The following is a 13,796-nucleotide window of genomic DNA, read 5'->3' as shown; positions in this document are numbered from 1 at the left end:
TGTCTCATACACCGTACAAGGATTCCCATACGCCGTATAGGCGAGGGTCGGCACTGTCGAACCGGTGGCTCCTACTCTCCGGGCTTGATCAGATAGCCCGCGCCCCTACGGGTGTGGATCATGGGGGGCCGGCCGGCGTCGATCTTCTTGCGGAGGTAGGAGATGTAGAGCTCGACCACGTTCGCCTGGCCGCCGAAGTCGTATGACCAGACGCGGTCGAGGATCTGCGCCTTGCTCAGCACCCGGCGGGGGTTGCGCATCAGATACCGCAGCAACTCGAACTCGGTGGCCGTCAGATGGATCGACAGCCCAGTACGGCTGACCTCATGACTGTCCTCGTCGAGGAGGAGGTCGCCCACGCAGAGCAGGGACTCCGGGCGCGCGGTTGTGGTGCCCGACCGTCTGATCAGCCCGCGGAGCCTGGCCACCAGGTCCTCCAACGAGAAGGGCTTGGCGACGACGTCGTCGCCGCCCGCCGTCAGTCCCGCGATGCGCTCGACGGCGGCGTTCTCCGGGGTGAGGAAGAGTACGGGCACATCGGGAACCTCCCTGCGCACTTGCCGCAGGGCCGAGAGCCCGTCCATGTCGGGCAGTTGTGCGTTGAGGACCACGGCGTCCGGCCGGAACTCCCGTACCGAACGGATCGCGTCGGCGCCGTCATCGGCGCTGTGCACCTCCCACCCCTCATAGCGCAGGGCCATCGACAAGAGCTCGCTCAGTGCTGCCTCGTCGTCCACGATGAGCACGCGGACGGGGGTGCCGTCCGGCCTGAGCATCTCGGTACGTCTCCGGGGCGAAGTCGTGGTCATGGCGGTCAGTGTGTGAGCCCGCTCTGAGAACGCCCTTGCGCGAGTCTGTGATTTCTCTGAGAAAGGTGTCCCTGAGCAACCGACACCCGTCAGGTCTTCTGCGGGGCCGCGGTACGGGCGCTCGACACCGTCGCCGTACGCCTCCGGGGCCGCCCGCCCAGGGCTCCACGCACAGCCGTCAGAAAAGACCGTCCTGGAGCGGGTCGTCCCCGCCACCGGTGGTGGTGCTCGTGGTGGGTACGGAGACGCCGGCCAGGGCATTGGCCCCGATCAAGGACCAACCGGGCAGCAACCTGGTGTCGAGGACCACCGCGCTGCCCCCGGCCGTCCTCAGATGCAGATCGGGACCGGCGACCGCGACCAGGGTGCCCGCCACCGCCCCGCCGTCGACGAGTTCGCGCACCGCGGTCGCCGGAGCGGGCAGCCCCTGCAGGGCGAACACCTCGGTGTGGTCGACGATCTCGCAGCCCAACGGTTCCAGCGTCTCGTCCCACAGACCGAGGTCGACGGCGCGTCGATGCAGTTCTTCTACCTCGGTCGCACGTTCCCGGGCGGAGTCGGGCAGCGAGGCGCGCACGGCGCGTTTGGCGGCGTACGGGATACGGTCGGGCACTCCGAAGGCGCCGCGCAACAGCTCTTCGGCCCGTCGGGCGGCCATCAAGGGGCCGCGCCCCAGCCAGCTGAAGACGATCGCCCCCTGCTCCAGCAGGCGGGCGCTCCCGCGCTCCTCGCCCGTGATCCCCACCTTCACCAGTCCGGGGCCGAACCAGGCGAGATAGACGCGATAGGTCCTCGGGTCGTCGGCGAGGGTGTCCGCGGCCACCGAATGGGCCCGCTCCAACCGGGCGCAATCGGCACAGCGCGCCTGGGTGAGGTGGCCTGCGACCTCGGTGAGCAGCGGGCAGGCGGTGCCCCGCGCCCCGACGCACGAGCGGATGCCTTCGGCGCGAAAGCCGATCGCCTTGCCGGGGACGAGCGGGCTGACCCGCCCGCCCTCCCAGCGCAGGACCGCCATCCGCGCGCCCTGGGGCCAGCTGAGCCCGGTGCAGCGCCATGCCATGTACACCTCCGGGTGCCCGCCGCCGATCCAAGACGCGGAGATTACCGGACCGCACCGACAGCGGCTGACCCCGCGCCGCCCCCGCCGATGGCCGCCGACGGGCGTCCGGAGGCGGGCGCCGGGGGCGGATGGATGGCGGTGACCGCTGCTCCCGGGCCGTGTCCGAGCGCCATGGGGTGGAAGAACCCCGGCCGGTGCGGCAACACCCCATGGGCAGTGCCTTGTTGTCAGAGCCTCGTTGTCAGTGCCGCGCACTACCGTGGGAGGCATCCCATCCGCGCTTGCTGGCTGCTGCGCGCTACGGACCGGAGCCCCGTCGACCGCATCGCGCTCGGCGGGGCTTCGTCGGGAGCGCACACACATGGGGCGGACACACATGGGGCGGACCGGGCGGGCGCATACATGGGGCGGACCGGGCGGGCCGCGGCCAAGGCGTTGCCCGCTCATGATTCGGCCCGCCACCAATGGGCGTCGGACGGCTCGGCGAGCAGGATCGGCGATCTGGCGAGGATCTTGACGTCCAACTGCCGTACCAGGGCGCTCAGCTCACGGGCGGATCGTTTGGGAAGCGCCCGGAGGACTTCGTCCAGGTGGTCACGGGGGAAGAAGATCGTCCCGCAGCACTCAGGTACGCAGTGGTCGTCCGCCGTGCGCCAGTATTCGGCCGGGATGAACCAGCGCCGGGAGTGATGGGCCAGTTCCCACCAGGCGCGAAAGGCCCTGGCGGTTTCGCCCGGGTAGGAGCGGGTTCGTTCGAGCCGCACGATCTGGGCCGTGCAGCCTCCGGAGAGCCCGTTGATCGTCGAGTAGCGGTGACGGTCGTTCGCACGGCTGGGGATGTCGTCCCTCAGGACGGAAGGGCGCCTACGCGGCATGGCCCTTTCTGTACTCGGTCATGTCGGTCATGGGGGCAACGTAACAGCCTCCTCCCGGCGCCGCCAGCGCCATTTCTCAAGGGGCGCCTTCGTCGAAAAATACCCCCGGGGGTACTTCTGTTACGGTGAAGTGCATACCCCCGGGGGTAAGTGCCACACGAAAGGATCAGGCCCGTGTTCTTCATCGACACCATCGAGGTGCCCGGCCTCGGCAACCGCAGCTATCTCGCGGGCGACGCGACCAGCGCCGTGGTGGTCGATCCGGCCCGCGATATCGATCGCGTCCTGGCCGCAGCCGCCCGGCGCGGGGTGCGCATCAGCCATGTCGTGGAGACCCATGTCCACAACGACTACGTGACCGGCGGTCTGGAGCTCGCTCGCACCACCGGTGCCGAGTACCTCGTACCGGCCGGTGCGAACGTCTCGTACCAGCGGGTGCCCATAGCCGACGGTGACCGCGCCGAGATAGGCCCCGAGCTGACCCTGCGCGCGGTCGCGACCCCCGGACACACCCCGCACCACACGGCGTACGTCCTGGAAGAGGGTGGCCGGCCCGTCGCCGCCTTCACCGGGGGATCGCTGCTGATCGGCACCGTCGGACGCCCCGACCTGGTGGAACCGCGACTGACCGAGCAGCTGGCGCGGGCGCAGCACGCATCCGCGCACCGGCTCGCCCGGGAGCTCCCCGACGAGACCGCGGTCCTGCCCACCCACGGCTTCGGCAGCTTCTGCTCGTCCTCGCAGGCCACGGGTGATGCGACCACTATCGGCACGGAACGTCACGCCAACGAGGCGCTGACGCGGGACGCCGACACGTTCGTCGCGGAACTCCTCGCGGGCCTCGACGACATCCCCGCCTACTACACCCACATGGGCCCGATGAACGCCCGTGGCCCGGCCCCCGCCGACCTCGCGCCGCCCGCCGTCGCGGACGCCGACGAGATCTCCCGGCGCCTCGCCGAGGGGGAGTGGGTCGTCGATCTGCGCAGCCGCATCGCCTTCGCCGCCGGCCACGTCGCCGGTTCGCTGAACTTCGAGGCGGACGGACAGCTCGCCACCTACCTCGCCTGGTTGATTCCCTGGGGCAAGCCGATCACGCTCCTCGCCGAATCGACCGAGCAGCTCGCGGACGCCCAGCGCGAACTCGTCCGCGTGGGCATCGACCGGCCCGCCGCTGCCGCCACCGGCACGCCCGAGGAGTGGGTGCGCGCCGGGGACCGGCCGCGGTCCTTCCCCCGGGCCACCTTCGCCGATCTGGCCGGCGCCGACGGCACACAGGTGATCCTCGACGTGCGCCGGGACTCCGAGCGCACGGGCGCTTACATCGAGGGCTCGGTCCACATCCCGGTGCACCAGCTGCGGGCCAGGCTCGCCGAGGTGCCGCCCGGCACGGTCTGGGTGCACTGCGCCGGCGGAATGCGCGCCGCCATCGCCGCCTCGATGCTCGATGCGGCGGGGCGTGACGTGGTCGCCGTCGACGACGGGTTCGATGCGGCCCGGGCCGCCGGTCTGCCCCTGCGGGAGGGCTGACGGATGTCCGTCTTCGCACAGCCGCGCCTCACGGTGGCCGAAGCCCGCCGATGTACGACCGGTACGTTCCCGTACGTCGACGACACCGGCCGCCTACCCGGCACCGCCGTACTCCTCGATGTGCGCGAACCGCACGAGTGGGCTGACGGGCACGCATCCGATGCCGTGCCCCTGTCGCTCTCCGCCCTCGCCGTGGGCGCTCCGCTGCCCGCAGCCGCCAAGGGGCGTCCGCTCGTGGTCGTCTGCCGCTCCGGGCACCGCTCCCGCACCGCGGTGCGGCTGCTCACCGCCCGAGGGGTGGACGCAGTCGACCTCATCGGAGGGATGCGGGCCTGGGCGACGGCCGGCCTTCCGGTCGTCGACGTTCACGGCGAGCACGGCTCGATCGCGTGAGTGCCCTGCTTCTCGCGCTCGCCGCAGGCGGCGTGGTCGGGCTGGTGCTGGGCGCGCTCGGCGGCGGCGGCAGCGTGCTCGCCGTCCCCGCGCTGATCTACCTCCTGGGCTTCAGCCCGCTCGCGGCCACCACCGCCAGTCTGATCATCGTCACCATCACCTCGGCCACCGCGCTGTTCGCCCACGCCCGTGAGGGACAGGTGCGCTGGGGTACGGGCGCGGTCTTCGCCGCCGCGGGAATCGTTCCCGCGGCGCTCGGCGGGGTGCTCGCAGGGCAACTGCCCGCAGCGCTGCTGACCGCCGCCTTCGCGGTGATCGCGGCACTCGCCGCGGTCGCGATGCTCCGCCCATCGGCCCAGGTCGAGCTGGAAGGGGTCAGGGCGCGTTGGCCCGTCACCGTCGGCACGGGCGGGGGGCTCGGGGCGCTGACCGGAGTCCTCGGTGTCGGCGGTGGCTTCCTCGCCGTGCCCGCCCTGGTGAAACCGGTCGGTCTACGGATGCGCGCGGCGGTCGCCACCAGCCTGTTGGTGATCACGGTGAACTCGCTGGCCGCCCTCGCGACCCGTGCGGGGACCGCCGAGGGGCTTGACTGGGCGGTCATAGCGCCGTTCACGGGGGCCGCGGTGCTCGGTGCCTGGGACGGGAAGCGGCTCGCGGCGAAGGTGTCGGGGCGACTGCTCCAGCGGATCTTTGCGTACGTCCTGCTCGCCGTCGCGGCGCTGATGCTCGTGGACAGCCTGATATGAACCGGAACTGCGCTGATGTGAACCGGGGCCGCGCTGATATGAACCGGAAGCTCGTGGGCACCCGTAGGGGCACGGGCGCAGCCACGGGTGTGGACTTCGGGGCCGGGCACCCCGTGCAGGGGCGGCCCGGGAGCCTAGGCCAGCGAGAGGAAGAGCTTCTCCAGCTTGCCCATCATCTCGGCCCGGTCCTCTTCGGTCTTCTGACCCGACTCGACGTCGGCCAGACACTGCTGAAGACCGGTGGCGATGATCGAGAAGCCCGCCCGGTCCAGGGCTCGCGAGGCGGCGGCGAGCTGCATCACGACCTCCGCGCAGTCGCGGCCCTCCTCCAGCATCCGGATCACACCGGAGATCTGGCCCTGCACCCGGCGCAGCCGGTTGAGAACGGCCTTCAGTTCGGCACCAGCGAGATCCAGCTCCACGACAACTCCTTGATCGATACCCCTAGGGGTATTTTACCCCCTAGGCGCGCATCCCCGAATTTCCTCTGAGTCCCCCATGCGTAGCAGCTCAAGAAAGGCACACAGCAATGAACGCCACCCCCGCACTCGACGTCGACCAGGCACGCACCCGACTCGGCGAACTGACCGTGATCGACGTCCGCACCCCCGGAGAGTACGCATCGGGCCATCTGCCCGGCGCGCTGAACATCCCCCTCGACCAGCTCCGCAAGGCGCTGCCAGAGCTCACCGAGGCCGGCCACCGCGGTGAGATCCTTGTGGTCTGCGCCTCGGGCACCCGCTCCGAGAGCGCCTGCGCGCTGCTGGCCGACAAGGGGATCACCACCGCGACGCTCATCGGCGGCACCAGCGCCTGGACGGCCGGTGGTCACGACCTGGACCGGCCCACCGCGGGCTCGGCCGGCGGCACCCGCAGCACCTGGGCGATGGAGCGGCAGGTGCGGTTCACCGCGGGCACGATCGTGCTGCTCGGCATCCTGCTCAGCCTGCTGCACCCGCTCTGGTTGCTGCTCTCCGCGGGAATCGCCGGCGGGCTGGTCTTCTCGGCCCTGACCAACACCTGTGGCATGGCCCTGATGCTCGCCAAGCTGCCGCACAACCGGCCCAAGGCGGCCGATCTGGGCGCCACCCTGGAGCGGCTGCGTCGCGGCTGACCGCGTCCGTGACCGTCAGGGCAGCGCCCCGTCGTCAGCACAAGAGGCCCGGTGCCGCCCAACGGCGGCACCGGGCCTCTTCATGAATGCACCAGGTCAGCTCGTGGCCGAACGGCGTGCCGCGAGCCCGTCCAGTACGGCCGACAGCCCGCCGAATTCCCGAAGGCCATGGGTGGGGGAGCGCCGGACGGGCGGGACGCCTTGGCGGGTTCCGAAGCCCCTGTCGTGCAGGACCGCGATGCCGAAGCGGTCGCGAACCGCTGATGTTCGCCGTTGAGGTGGGGCGGGGCCAGACGGCCCCGCCCCACCTCAACGACTCGCGTGCGCCCGCGGTGGCGGACCGATGGTCGCCCGGGTCCGAAGGCCCGGGCGATGCCGGTGCCCCGCGGGGTGCGCAGGGTGCGACATGAGTGGAAGGTCGAGGTCGGTGGGGTGGGGGACCTCAGCACCGGGCGACGGGGTGACCGTGCTCCGGCGGTCGGACAGACGGGCCGGGGAAGGGACGACGGCTGCGGACTTGAGCCGGGATCGCAGCCGAACACATCACCGGGGCCGGGTGGTCAGACCGTGACCGGTTCCCAGACCGGCAGCCAGACGTCGTTCTCCTCACCCGCGCTCGAACAGGTGTACTGGATCAGCCGGTTGCCCTGACCCGTACCGCCGCGGACATTCAGGCACTTGCCGCTGTGCCGGGCCACGATCTGGTAGCCGTTCCCCTTGGCGACGAACCGCCACTGCTGATTGGCCCCGCCGTTGCACGTGTACTGGATGACGTCCGTGTCATCGGCCGTGGACACGCCCCGCACGTCGATGCACTTGCCGCTGTGCACGGCGGCGAAGCGTACATAGCCCCCGCCCACGTCCTCGGCGGTCCAGCGGGCGTTGCGACCGGTGGACCAGGCCCACTGGATGACCTCGGCGCCGTCTGCCTGAGAGGCGCCCCGCACATCGGCGATCTGGCCGGGGTCGTCGGCCAGGCGAAGGGTCAACTGCTGGAGCGCGGGCGGTGCGGCCTGCTGGGCCGCCGTAGCGCCGGCAGGTGCGGCAGGGACCGCGGCCAGCGCCAGGGTCGCCACGGCAACACCCAGTCCGGCCAGCCATTTTCCACGTACGGGCATGGTCAACTCCTCGCGAACGAAAGGTCGTACCTATCGGCATGATCATTTCCATGGGAAGTGCCATCCGGGGGAGCGGAACCGTTCCCGCAGTCACGGAGAGGTGAAAAAGCCCCCCGTATGGCCCGCTGTTGGATGCTCCGGGTTGACCGCCCGCGTCCTCACCACCGCAACGGCCCCGCCGCCTCAAGGGCAAGGGCAACGGCGCCCGCTTCACCCGGTGAGCGGTATCTGAGCAGACCTGTTTCGGGAGGACGCGGCGCGCATTCTCATCGAACGGGACGGAGCTGGATCGAACGGCTGGGGGCGTGGCCCGGCTGTGAGGTCGATTCGGTGGGGTTGGCCGTCCATGACCAACAGGTGCGTCGATGAAATCGATGAAAGGTCATGTAAGTTGATGAAACTTGTACCGACTTGCCCACGTTTGCAGGGGTTTCGATGTCCAGTGTTGGCGGGTAGACCTGGCGGCGTTGACGTTCGCGGCTTGGAGGCAGAGCACGATGGCGGTACAGGGCAATGTGAAGTGGTTCAACGGCGAGAAGGGTTTCGGGTTCATCTCGCAGGACGAAGGGCCTGATGTCTTCGTCCACTTCTCCGAGATCCAGGGCTCCGGATACCGCCAGCTGGAGGAAGCCCAGCGCGTGGAATTCGAACTGGTGCAGGGCCCCAAGGGGCCGCAGGCGGGCAGCGTACGAGTCATCCAGAGCTGATCCCCTCCCGCCCGTACGCGTACCCGATGGGGTGACGATCGGGCGGTGCCGCGAAGGTCCCGACGGTGTTCCGTCGGGGCCTTCGCCGTGCTGTCGGAGGGGCGACCGGTCAGCCGTTCCAGCTCGTCAGTGACCCACGCGGACGGCGCATCAACGTGCAGCGCATCGGACCCGGTCGTTGGTCCTACTGGGGGAAGACCGGCTCCAAGGGCAACTCGCGTGCGGAGGCGGTCGCCAGACCCTGCCGGCCGGCACTCGGGATCAGCACACTCGGCTTGTCCTGGGCGCCTACCAGTACATCGCTGTCGCCGTCCCGGTCGAAGTCCCGCAGCCGGAGCTCACCTCCGAAGAAGTCGTACTCGGTGACGCTGCCGGGAATCCCCGAGGTCCCACGGGTGATCCACTGGGAACCCGTACCGCTGAGCCCCTGCTTCCCGCCGTACAGGACATGTGCGCCGCCCGCGAGCGGGGCGCTCCCGACCTTCTCGCCGGGCACGCCCACGGCGAGATCGGGGTGTCCGTCGCGGTTGACGTCCCCTGCGGAGAGCGCAAATCCGAACCACTCGTAGGGGGCGGGACCGGTTGCCACACCGGCGCTGGACTGGGAGAGGCGGTACCAGGTGCTGGGCCCGGTGCTCCCGCCGCGGAGCACGAAGACGCTTCCCGCCTCCTTGTTGTACATGGGGTCGCTCACGGCCAGATCGCCGTAGCCGTTCTTGTCGAAGTCGGCGATCGCCGCGGCGGGCTGGTACCAGGAGCCGAGGGCGTTGTACGTCTCCGTCTTGCCCGGCTTGAGCGTGGAGCCGCCCCGGATGAACCAGGCAGCCGAGGTGTCCCGCCCCTTCGACGTGCCCCGGCCCAGGACGTACAGATCGGTGAACTTGTCCTTGTCGACCTTCCCCGCGACCAGGGAGGACGCCTGCTCCATGTGCTTGTTCGCGCCGGTGACCGCGAAACCGGTGACCTTCCCGGTGGCCCCGGACGTACTGAAGCCGCCGTGGTAGACGGTGACGGCGGTGGGCTGTGAAACGGCCAGGTCCGCTTTGCCGTCGCCGTTGAAGTCGCCGGTTGCGAGGGACTCGCCGAACCACTGGCCCGATACGGGCGAGTCGTTGCGGAGCGTCGAGACCTTGCCGGTGAGACCGGACTTCGATCCCCACAGGATGACGACCATGCCCTGTCGGTCCCGCTTGCCCACCTTCTGGAGGGGGTCGCCGACGGCGAGATCGGCATAGCCGTCGCGGTTGTAGTCGGCGGGGGCCAAGGAGATGCCGAAGGCTTCGTTCTCCTCGACGGAGCCGGGTATGCCGGCGGTGTTCTGCGTGAACGTCCGCTTCTGCGTGCCCGGTCCGCTCGCGGTCCCGTAGGTCACGGTGACCTTGCCCGCCAGGCTCTCCGCCGTGGCGTAGTCGCGGAAGCCGTCGCCGTTGTAGTCGTCGGCGTGTTTCGCGGGCGCGGTCGCGGCGGATGCCGCAACCGTCGTCAGGCTGATGAACCCTCCGGCGAGCGCGACGGACAGCGCGGTCGCGACTGCGGCACGGAGGTTCTTGCTCATGGGCATTCGGGTCTCCTGGGCGTACGAGGGCCACTGCGGCCACCCGCGCTGGTGTGGGGCATCCCGTCCGGCTCTGCGAACCGGCCGACGAGCGGCGGGAGTACAGACAGGACTCGCCGCGAGGCCGAACGGTTGTACGGGGAACGGAATCACCGGGCGTTCCCCGGACCTGGGGCGTGGGCGAACCCGGACCACGGGCTGTGGGTGAACCGAGCCGCGCCGGTGTTCGACCTACCGTCCGACGGGCTGAGGCCCCGGACCCGCACCTGGTCGCCGCCGTGGCCTGCGCGGACATCACGACCGGTACTCATGGCCGACACATTCACCCTGGGGCGGAAACGTGCCAAGGTGGCCGAATGATATGTCTGGGGTGTTGGTGATGGGAGAGCTCAGCAAGGGTGCGAACGCCCCGATCGCGGGGGTGCCGATCACGGTCGAACTGCATCGGACCGGGGATCCGGTGGACCTCACCGCCCTGCTGCTCCATGAGGACGGCAAGGTCGCATCCGACGCGGACATGGTGTTCTTCAACCAACCGACCGCGGGTGACGGGGCGGTTCGGCACGAAACTGCCGACGGGGATGCACCCGAGCGGATCACGGTGGAGCCCGCGGCCCTGCCCGATTCGGTGGTACGCGTGGTCCTGGTGGGCAGTTGCGATCCGGACGACGAGAGCCGCACTCTCGCAGGCGTGACGGAGTTGACCGTACGGGCGGTGCAGACCGGCGCGGAGCCCGTGGTGTTCCCGGTGCCCCCGATGACGGAGGGGGAACGGGCCGCCGTACTGCTGGAGCTCTACCGCAGGGGCCCGGACTGGAAGGTGCGCGCCATCGGACAGGGGTATCGCTCGGGTCTGGCGGGTGTGGCCGGCGACTTCGGCATCCAGGTCGCCGACGAGCCCGCGCTATCGCAGCCGGACCAGCCCGCGCCACCGCAGCCGGACCAGCCCTCCGTGCCGCGGTCAGACGGGCCTGCCGTACCCCAGCCGGGCGGGCCCGCTGATCAAGCGCCGACACTGACCCCCGCCCTAGCCGTTCCTCCTCCAGCCGCCCCCTCGCCCATGACCCCGGACCCGACCCCCGCACCACGCGCCGAGAGCCCGTCGGCACCCGCCACCACAACACTCGGCCGACTCAGCCTCGACAAGGGCGCCCAGGCCGTCGTCAGCCTCGACAAGAACGATCGCGAGGTGGAGATCGTCGCCACGCTCGTATGGGACGGCGGTAGCGAGGACCGACGGACGCGCGGCGCTGACCTCGACTTCTACGCCCTCTTCGTCCCGGCCGAAACGGCCCTGTTGGGCGCCGTGCAGGCCGGCACCAAGGTGGGCGTGGGCCACACCCCCAAGGGCAACCCCTACCGTCCCGCAGACATCGCCCCGGACTCCGGCCAAGAACCCGACGAGGTGTCCGACGAGGAGCCGGGCCGCGGAAGGTGGCTGCGCCGCAAGAAGCGCACCCTGAGCACGCTGGGCGGCCAGGACGAACGCAACGCCGTCTATTACAAGAACCTCGGGTCGGTGCAGGGCGAGCCGTACATCCGGTTGGACGGGGACTCCCAGACCCCGGGCCGTGAAGTGATCCGGATGGTGCGCCCCGACGAGCAGGGGTACGTACTCCTGTGCGCCTACTCCGCGCTGAGCAACGGCGCCGGCTCCTTCCGCAGCTTCGGCGCCCATGTCGTGATCGACGACGGCCGTGGCTCGATGGTCACCGTCCCGCTGTACGAGGAGAGCGAGACCTCGTACTGGGTGGCGATAGCGCTGGTGGACTTCACCGCTCCCGCGGGGGCGGCCGTGCGGCACATCGAGAAGTACAGCTCCGAGGGGACCGAGCGCAGGCCGGTGCTCCATCGCGACGGGACGATCACGATGGACGCGGGGCCCGTGGAGTTCAAGGACTTCTAGGAGCCCCGAGGCAATCCCGCAAGCGCGTCCCGGGAATTCCGCAAGCGAGCCCGCTGAGCCTGGGAAGCGAGCCATGGGGTCGAGGAGCAAGCCGGGGCTTCGGGGTCGAGGAGCAAGCCGGGGCTTCAGGGAGTGACGATGGGGAACGACGGATCGGGAGTGGTGACCCGGGACAGCAGGTGTTCAAGGAGCGTCTTGTCCCCTTCCGTCCACACCCCGTCGAGCCCCTTGCCGGACAGGATGCCGAACAGTTGGGCCCGGCTCAGCCGCAGTGTGAGTCCTGCATCCCGCTTGGGCTTCCCCCGGAGCTGACGATGGGTCAGGGCGCCGTGGTGCAGGGTGAGCCGGTGCCGGCTCTGCTCGTCGGTCAGGACGAGGTCGATGGTCAGGTCGTCGTCCCAGGCGGCGGGCCCGTCGATGCGGATGGCGATCGAGTCCAGCAGCATCGTGGTGGTCAGGGCGGCGATCATCTCGGCCCCACCGGTGTCGATGTGCGCGGGCGCCACCCCGTGGCGCAGTTCCGCTGCGGAGGCGAGGTAGAAGTTGCGCCAGGGGCCGTTCTCCGCACCCCGTCCGAGTCGGTCGTAGACATCGGCCAGCGCCTCCCGGGCCGCGGCTGCGGTCGCGGTGTCCCGGTCGTTCCCTGGTGTGGCGAAGACGATGTGGTTGAGGAGGGTGGCCGCGAACCGCAGATCGCCTTCGTCGACGTACGCGCGTGCCTTGGTCAACGCCTGCTCGGGCCCACCGGCCACATCGACGTACCGCCTGGCGAGTTCCACGGGCGGGTGCTCCCAGAGATGGGCGACGTTGCCGTCGAACCACCCCAGGTAGCGCTGGTAGATGGCCTTCACATTGTGGGAGAGCGATCCGTAGTAGCCGCGTGCGTGCCAGGCGCGTTCCAGTGCGGGCGGCAGTTGGAGGACTTCGGCGATCTCCGGGCCGGTGAGTCCGTCGTTGAGCAGCCGTAGCGTCTGGTCGTGCAGATAGGCGTAGAGGTCGCGCTGTGCGTGCAGGAAGGTGACGACCTCGTCGTGTCCCCAGGTGGGCCAGTGGTGGGAGGCGAAGGCGACGTCGTAGCGGCCGTCGAAGTAGTTGACGGTCTCGTCCAGGTAGCGGGCCCAGATGCGGGCGTCACGGACGACGGCACCGCGCAGGGTCAGGATGTTGTGCATGTTGTGGGTGGCGTTCTCAGCCAGGCACAGCGCGCGCAACTCCGGGAACAGGAAGTTCATCTCGGCCGGCGCTTCGGTGCCCGGTGTCAGCTGGAAGACGATCCGGACGCCGTCCACGGTCTCCTCCTGCCCGGTCTCCGTGATGTCCACGGTCGGCGGGATCAGGGTGATGGTCCCGGTGGAGGTCGTCATGCCGAGGCCGGCGCCGATCTGCCCGTCGGGTGCCTTGGGCAGCCGGTCGCCGTACATGAAGACGGCACGGCGGGTCATGGCGTTGCCGGCGTAGACGTTCTCGCTGACGGCGTGCTCCAGGAAGCCGGCAGGGGCGAGGATGGGGACGCCCGCCTCGGTGCCGTGGGGCAGGACTCCGCGGCCACCGCCGAAGTGGTCGCCGTGCGAGTGGGTGTAGATGAGACCGGTGACCGGGCGATCGCCGCGGTGCGCCCGGTAGAGCGCGAGCGCCGCGGAGGCGGTCTCCGCGGAGATCAGCGGGTCGATGACGATGACTCCCCGCTCCCCCTCGACCAGGGTCATGTTGGAGAGGTCGAGCCCGCGCACCTGGTAGATGCCCGTGGTGACCTCGTAGAGGCCCTGTCGGGCGCAGAGTTGAGCCTGCCGCCACAGGCTCGGGTGTGCGGTGTCGGGGCACTGACCGGCGAGGAAGGCGTAGGCGTCGTTGTCGTAGACGACCTCTCCTTGCGCGTCCTTGACCACGGCGGGGCTGAGGGCGGCGATGAACCCGCGGTCGGCGTTGTCGAAGTCGGTGGTGTCGTCGAAGGCGAGGGCCGTCGGGTCCGACATGGCTGCTCCG

13 protein-coding genes are annotated in these 13,796 nt (G+C 70.1%); 6 read left to right on the top strand and 7 right to left on the bottom strand.

All coding sequences use genetic code 11. The annotated features are described in order from the left end of the window. Positions 1-71 precede the first annotated feature (71 nt). From OID54_RS18500 to OID54_RS18490, 3 genes are all read right to left on the bottom strand, one after another. Positions 72-809, bottom strand: a complete 738-nt coding sequence (locus OID54_RS18500) for a response regulator transcription factor (RefSeq protein ID WP_329021035.1) — start codon at positions 807-809, stop codon at positions 72-74. 178 nt (positions 810-987) lie between these two features. Continuing rightward, positions 988-1,869 (bottom strand): DUF2797 domain-containing protein, encoded by an 882-nt coding sequence (locus OID54_RS18495; protein ID WP_329021033.1) that lies wholly within the window; start codon positions 1,867-1,869, stop codon positions 988-990. A gap of 443 nt (positions 1,870-2,312) precedes the next feature. Further along, positions 2,313-2,744: a hypothetical protein gene (locus OID54_RS18490; RefSeq protein ID WP_329021031.1), complete on the bottom strand. Its 432-nt coding sequence runs from the start codon at positions 2,742-2,744 to the stop codon at positions 2,313-2,315. A 174-nt stretch (positions 2,745-2,918) separates the two neighbouring features. Here OID54_RS18490 and OID54_RS18485 point away from each other — a divergent pair, with 174 nt between their 5' ends. From OID54_RS18485 to OID54_RS18475, 3 genes are read left to right on the top strand one after another with little or no spacing between them, the layout of a single operon-like run. Further along, positions 2,919-4,274: an MBL fold metallo-hydrolase gene (locus OID54_RS18485; RefSeq protein ID WP_329021029.1), complete on the top strand. Its 1,356-nt coding sequence runs from the start codon at positions 2,919-2,921 to the stop codon at positions 4,272-4,274. Between the two features lie 3 nt (positions 4,275-4,277). Continuing rightward, entirely contained in the window at positions 4,278-4,667 is a 390-nt protein-coding gene (locus OID54_RS18480) for a rhodanese-like domain-containing protein (RefSeq protein ID WP_329021027.1), read from the top strand. Continuing rightward, complete coding sequence (locus OID54_RS18475) at positions 4,664-5,413, top strand: sulfite exporter TauE/SafE family protein (RefSeq protein WP_329021025.1); 750 nt, start codon at positions 4,664-4,666, stop codon at positions 5,411-5,413. The genes OID54_RS18480 and OID54_RS18475 overlap by 4 nt, the downstream gene beginning before the upstream one ends. Positions 5,414-5,547: 134 nt before the next feature. Here the strand turns inward: OID54_RS18475 and OID54_RS18470 are convergent, their stop codons facing one another. Further along, positions 5,548-5,835, bottom strand: coding sequence for a metal-sensitive transcriptional regulator (locus OID54_RS18470; protein ID WP_329021023.1), 288 nt, complete (start codon positions 5,833-5,835; stop codon positions 5,548-5,550). A gap of 107 nt (positions 5,836-5,942) precedes the next feature. Here OID54_RS18470 and OID54_RS18465 point away from each other — a divergent pair, with 107 nt between their 5' ends. After that, positions 5,943-6,527 carry a rhodanese-like domain-containing protein gene (locus OID54_RS18465; RefSeq protein ID WP_329021021.1) on the top strand — a complete coding sequence of 195 codons (585 nt, stop codon included), beginning with the start codon at positions 5,943-5,945 and terminating at the stop codon, positions 6,525-6,527. 560 nt (positions 6,528-7,087) lie between these two features. Here OID54_RS18465 and OID54_RS18460 read toward each other — a convergent pair. Beyond that, a complete protein-coding gene (locus OID54_RS18460) occupies positions 7,088-7,645 on the bottom strand; it encodes an RICIN domain-containing protein (protein ID WP_329021019.1) in 558 nt (185 codons plus the stop codon). 497 nt (positions 7,646-8,142) lie between these two features. Between OID54_RS18460 and OID54_RS18455 the strand changes: the two genes are divergently transcribed. Continuing rightward, positions 8,143-8,352, top strand: coding sequence for a cold-shock protein (locus tag OID54_RS18455; RefSeq protein ID WP_329021017.1), 210 nt, complete (start codon positions 8,143-8,145; stop codon positions 8,350-8,352). A 184-nt stretch (positions 8,353-8,536) separates the two neighbouring features. Here OID54_RS18455 and OID54_RS18450 read toward each other — a convergent pair whose 3' ends face one another. Further along, on the bottom strand, positions 8,537-9,907 hold the full coding sequence (locus tag OID54_RS18450; RefSeq protein ID WP_329021015.1) for an FG-GAP and VCBS repeat-containing protein: 1,371 nt from the start codon (positions 9,905-9,907) through the stop codon (positions 8,537-8,539). Positions 9,908-10,268: 361 nt separating this feature from the next. Here OID54_RS18450 and OID54_RS18445 point away from each other — a divergent pair, with 361 nt between their 5' ends. After that, positions 10,269-11,813 (top strand): TerD family protein, encoded by a 1,545-nt coding sequence (locus OID54_RS18445; protein ID WP_329021013.1) that lies wholly within the window; start codon positions 10,269-10,271, stop codon positions 11,811-11,813. Between the two features lie 125 nt (positions 11,814-11,938). Here OID54_RS18445 and OID54_RS18440 read toward each other — a convergent pair whose 3' ends face one another. Next, the gene (locus tag OID54_RS18440) at positions 11,939-13,786 is read right to left on the bottom strand and encodes an alkyl/aryl-sulfatase (RefSeq protein ID WP_329021010.1); all 1,848 of its coding nucleotides are present in this window, start codon (positions 13,784-13,786) and stop codon (positions 11,939-11,941) included. Positions 13,787-13,796 lie beyond the last annotated feature (10 nt).

The sequence above is a fragment of the Streptomyces sp. NBC_00690 genome, assembly GCF_036226685.1.
GTDB lineage: Bacteria > Actinomycetota > Actinomycetes > Streptomycetales > Streptomycetaceae > Streptomyces.
This window is presented reverse-complemented; position numbering and strand designations above follow the sequence as displayed.

Coding starts and splice junctions, on each gene's coding strand:
- OID54_RS18450 (WP_329021015.1), bottom strand. CDS start 9,907: ATGAGCAAGAACCTCCGTGCCGCAGTCGCGACCGCGCTGTCCGTCGCG.
- OID54_RS18445 (WP_329021013.1), top strand. CDS start 10,269: ATGTCTGGGGTGTTGGTGATGGGAGAGCTCAGCAAGGGTGCGAACGCC.
- OID54_RS18490 (WP_329021031.1), bottom strand. CDS start 2,744: ATGCCGCGTAGGCGCCCTTCCGTCCTGAGGGACGACATCCCCAGCCGT.
- OID54_RS18480 (WP_329021027.1), top strand. CDS start 4,278: ATGTCCGTCTTCGCACAGCCGCGCCTCACGGTGGCCGAAGCCCGCCGA.
- OID54_RS18460 (WP_329021019.1), bottom strand. CDS start 7,645: ATGCCCGTACGTGGAAAATGGCTGGCCGGACTGGGTGTTGCCGTGGCG.
- OID54_RS18495 (WP_329021033.1), bottom strand. CDS start 1,869: ATGGCATGGCGCTGCACCGGGCTCAGCTGGCCCCAGGGCGCGCGGATG.
- OID54_RS18440 (WP_329021010.1), bottom strand. CDS start 13,786: ATGTCGGACCCGACGGCCCTCGCCTTCGACGACACCACCGACTTCGAC.
- OID54_RS18465 (WP_329021021.1), top strand. CDS start 5,943: ATGAACGCCACCCCCGCACTCGACGTCGACCAGGCACGCACCCGACTC.
- OID54_RS18455 (WP_329021017.1), top strand. CDS start 8,143: ATGGCGGTACAGGGCAATGTGAAGTGGTTCAACGGCGAGAAGGGTTTC.
- OID54_RS18500 (WP_329021035.1), bottom strand. CDS start 809: ATGACCACGACTTCGCCCCGGAGACGTACCGAGATGCTCAGGCCGGAC.